The following is a 4281-nucleotide window of genomic DNA, read 5'->3' as shown; positions in this document are numbered from 1 at the left end:
GGCGGACTCGGCGAGGTCTGCGGCGCGAAGGGCGGCGCGGGGCAGCTCGACCATGGTGCCGACCTGGTACTCCAGGGAGAGCCCCCGCTCGGTCAGGACCGCCCTGGCCACCCGGTCGGTGAGGGTCTTCAGGAACCGCATCTCTTCGCCCTTGGCGACCAGGGGATGCATGATCTCCATGATAGGCGCCGTGCGTCCTGCCCCGGCGATCTCGCAGGCCGCCTCGAATATAGCCCGAACCTGCATCTCGTAGATCTCGGGGTAGGAGATCCCAAGGCGGCAACCCCGGTGACCCAGCATGGGGTTGCTCTCATGCAGCTCGCGCACCCGGCGCCACAGCTTGTCCGCGTCCAGCCCGCCGGCCTCCGCCACGGCCCGCACGTCATCCTCGGTCTGGGGCAGGAACTCGTGAAGCGGCGGATCCAGGAGCCGGATGGTGACCGGCAGCCCTTCCATGATGTCGAAGATCTCGACGAAGTCGGCCCTCTGCATAGGCAGGATCTTCGCAAGCGCCGCCCGGCGACCAGCCTCGTCGTCAGCCAGGATCATCTCCCGGACGGCCTGGATACGCTGCTCGTCAAAGAACATGTGCTCGGTGCGGCACAGGCCAATGCCTTCAGCCCCGAACTGGCGGGCGGTGCGCGCGTCCAGCGGCGTCTCCGCATTGGCCCGCACCCGCAGGCGCCGGAAGCTGTCGGCCCAGCCCATCAGGGTGGCGAAGTCGCCGGTGAGCTCCGGCTCGATCATCTGCACCGCGCCAGCCAGGACATCGCCGCGACTGCCGTCAACCGTCACGACCTCTCCGGCCCGGATGCTGCGGCCGCGGACGTGGAAGACACCGGCCTTCTCGTCGATCCGGATGTCGCCGGCGCCCGAGACGCAGGGGCGACCCATCCCTCGGGCGACCACGGCGGCGTGGCTGGTCATCCCGCCCCGGGCGGTGACAATGCCCCGGGCGGCGTGCATGCCGTGGATGTCCTCGGGGCTGGTTTCCTCGCGGACCAGGATCACCGCCTCGCCCGCCCCGCCCCGACGCTGGGCCTCGTCCGCGTCGAAGACGACCACCCCCGTGGCCGCCCCCGGAGAGGCGGGCAGGCCGGTCGCGACGACGTCGCGGGGGCTGGCGGGGTCGATGGTGGGGTGCAGGAGCTGGTCGAGGCTGGCCGGATCGACCCGCATGACCGCTTCCTCCCGGCTGATCAGGCCCTCTGATGCCATGTCGACCGACATCTTGAGGGCGGCCTTGGCGGTGCGCTTCCCGTTGCGGGTCTGCAGCATGTAGAGCCGACCCTGCTCGACCGTGAACTCCACGTCCTGCATGTCGCGGTAGTGCCGCTCGAGCCGCTCCACCACCGCCCGGAACTGGGCGAAGACATCCGGAAGGGCCTCCTCCATGGAAAGCGCGCGGTCTCCCATCTCCTCGCGGGCCGCCCGGGTCAGGGCCTGCGGGGTCCGGATGCCAGCCACCACGTCTTCACCCTGGGCGTTGATCAGGAATTCCCCATAAAGACGATTCTCTCCCGTCGAGGGGTTGCGGGTGAAGGCCACCCCGGTCGCGGAGGAGTCGCCCATGTTGCCGAACACCATGGCCTGGATGTTGACGGCCGTTCCCCAGCTCTCCGGGATGTCGTGCATGCGGCGGTAGAACTTGGCGCGCTCGTTCATCCAGCTGGCGAAGACGGCGCCGACTGCGCCCCAGAGCTGGGCCTTGGGATCCTGCGGGAAGGGCTCGCCGAGCTCCTCTTCGACGGCGGCCTTGTAGTCGGCGACCACCTTCTCCCAGTCCTCGGCCGTCAAGGCTGTATCGACGGTGACGTCGAGCCGGTCCTTATGATTGTCGAGAATCTCCTCGAACAGGTGATGATCCAGGCCCAGCACGACGTTGGAGTACATCTGGATGAAGCGCCGGTAGGAATCGAGGGCGAAGCGACGATCCCCGGCCAGGGCGGCAAGGCCCTCGGCGGTGGCGTCATTCAGGCCCAGGTTCAGCACCGTGTCCATCATGCCCGGCATGGACGCCCGGCCGCCGGACCGGACCGAGACCAGCAAGGGGGCGGAGGGATCGCCGAACCGCTTGCCGGTCAGGGCCTCGACGGCGCCGAGCGCGGCCTCGACCTGGTCCGCAAGACTGTCCGGATAGGCCCGCTCATGGGCGTAGAAGTAGTTGCAGGCCTCAGTGGTGATCGTGAATCCGGGCGGGACGGGAAGACCGAGCGCCGACATCTCCGCCAGGTTGGCGCCCTTGCCGCCGAGCAGGTTGCGCATGGACGCGTCCCCATCCGCCGAACCGCCTCCGAAGGCATAGACCCATCGTGTCTGACCGGGCATTGGCCGTCCCTTCCTAGCCGTTGACCTGCCCGAAGTCGGCGACTTCGGACATGGCGGCGCGGACCTGCGCCAGAAGCCTAAGGCGGTTGTCCCGGGCCTGCGGGTCCTCCGCATTGACCAGAACCTTCTCGAAGAAGGCGTCGACGGGGCCGCGAAGGGCCGCCAGAGCCCGCATCGCCCCGGCGAAGTCTTCAGCGTCAGTCAGGGTCGTCACCCGCGGTATGGCCTCGGCCACGGCCGCCACGAGAGCGATCTCCTCTTGCGGCGCGCCGGGCAGGATCTCTGCGGGACCCGACGGCAGCGGGCCCTTCTTCTCCTCGGCGCGGAGGATGTTCGTCGCACGGCGGTAGCCCGCGAGCAGATTGGCGCCATCCTCGTCGGTCAGGAAGTGCGACAGGGCCTCCACCCGGGCGTTGATCCGGACAAGGTCGTCGTCCCCCAAGGCGAAGACGGCGTCCACCAGGTCGTGCCGCCGGCCCTGCTCCCTCAACGAGACCTTGAGTCGTTCGGCGAGGAAGGCCAGCACCTCATCGGCGACCTCGGGATAGGGACGGAAGCGATAGAGGATCTCGCCCTCCGGCGCCTCGCCGGCGGAGGCGCTGCGATCAAACCGGATGTCGAAATCCGCATCGATGGCCACGACCATGGGCTCGGCCTCCAGGAGGGCGGCCTCGAACTCTTCCACATAGGTCTGGAGGACCTCTGAGTCCGCCCGGGGGCGCGGGCCGAGGTAGCCGGTGGTCCGGCGCGAGGAAGCGTAGAGGGCCCGGCCCGGATCGATGAAGCAGCGGAGAGACCGATACCAGTCTGCGACGAGTTCGCGCACCGGCGCCCGGACCTCCGAGGTCAGGAGAATACGGATCACGCCCAGGGCCGCCCGGCGCAGGGCGTAGGGGTCACGCGACCCTGTCGGTTTCTCGTTGATGGCGAAGAAGGCCGCCAGGGTGTCGAGCTTTTCCGCAAGGGCCACGGCCATCGTCACAGGACGATCCGGGACCTCGTCGGACGGGCCGATGGGCCGGTAGTGGTCGCGGATCGCCTCGGCTGTGACCGGGGTCAGCTTCTCCTCGAGGGCGTAGTAGCCGCCCATCAGGCCCTGGAGTTCGGGGAACTCGCCCACCATGCCGGTGGTCAGGTCCGCCTTGCACAGGCGCGCCGCCAGGGCGGCCTTGGCCGGATCGGCGCCCACTCGGACCGAAAGCGCGCTGGCGAGGTGCTCCAGCCGCTCGACCCGTTCAGCGAGTGTGCCGAGGCGAGCGTGGAAGGTCACCGACTTCAGCTTCTCCAGCCGGGACTCGAGGGTGACCTTGCGGTCCTCATCCCAGAAGAACCGGGCGTCTGACAGGCGGGCGGACAACACCTTGGCGTTGCCGGCGGCGATGACCGCCCCGCCATCAGGAGCGGCGATGTTGGACACCGTGACGAAGTGCGGCGCCAGGCCGCCTGTGGCAGGATCTCTCACGGCGAAGTACTTCTGGTGATTGCGCATGGAGGTGCGGATCACTTCCGGCGGCAGCGCCAGGAAGTCCGGATCCATGTCGCCGAGAATGGGAACCGGCCACTCTGCAAGGCCTGCGACCTCGTCCAGGAGCCCAACGTCCTCGACCAGCTCCAGCCCCCGGTCCGCGCACAGGCGGCGGGCTTCGGCGAGGATGCGCAACTTGCGCTCCTCGGCGTCGAGCAGGACGAACCGCTTCTCCAGCCCCGAACGGTAGGAGGCGAAGCTCTTGACCCGGAAGGGCCGGTTCGAGCCCATGAACCGATGTCCGACCGCGAAATCCACGGTCTGGACCCCATCGACCTCGAACGAGACGGGCGCGGCGGCGAACAGGCAGAGCACATGCCTGAGGGGCCGGACCCAGCGGAGGGTCCCGGTTCCCCAGGTCATGGACTTGGGCCAGGGGAAGTTACGGATGATGTCCGGTACGATCTCGGCGATAACCTCCGGCGTGG

At 68.7% G+C, this 4281-nt stretch carries 2 protein-coding genes; both read right to left on the bottom strand.

The features are described 5' to 3' along the window. Nucleotides 1-2328, bottom strand: a 2328-nt coding sequence (gene ppdK / locus IM632_RS05300) for a pyruvate, phosphate dikinase (RefSeq protein ID WP_296552070.1), incomplete at its 3' end; no start/stop codon positions are given. Between the two features lie 13 nt (nt 2329-2341). Next, on the bottom strand, nt 2342-4281 hold a 1940-nt coding region (gene glyS / locus IM632_RS05295; RefSeq protein ID WP_296552069.1), incomplete at its 5' end, for a glycine--tRNA ligase subunit beta.

The sequence above is a fragment of the Phenylobacterium sp. genome, assembly GCF_020402505.1.
Classification (GTDB): Bacteria; Pseudomonadota; Alphaproteobacteria; order Caulobacterales; family Caulobacteraceae; genus Phenylobacterium.
Note: the sequence above shows the minus strand (reverse complement) of the source record. Positions and strands in the feature narration are given on the sequence as shown.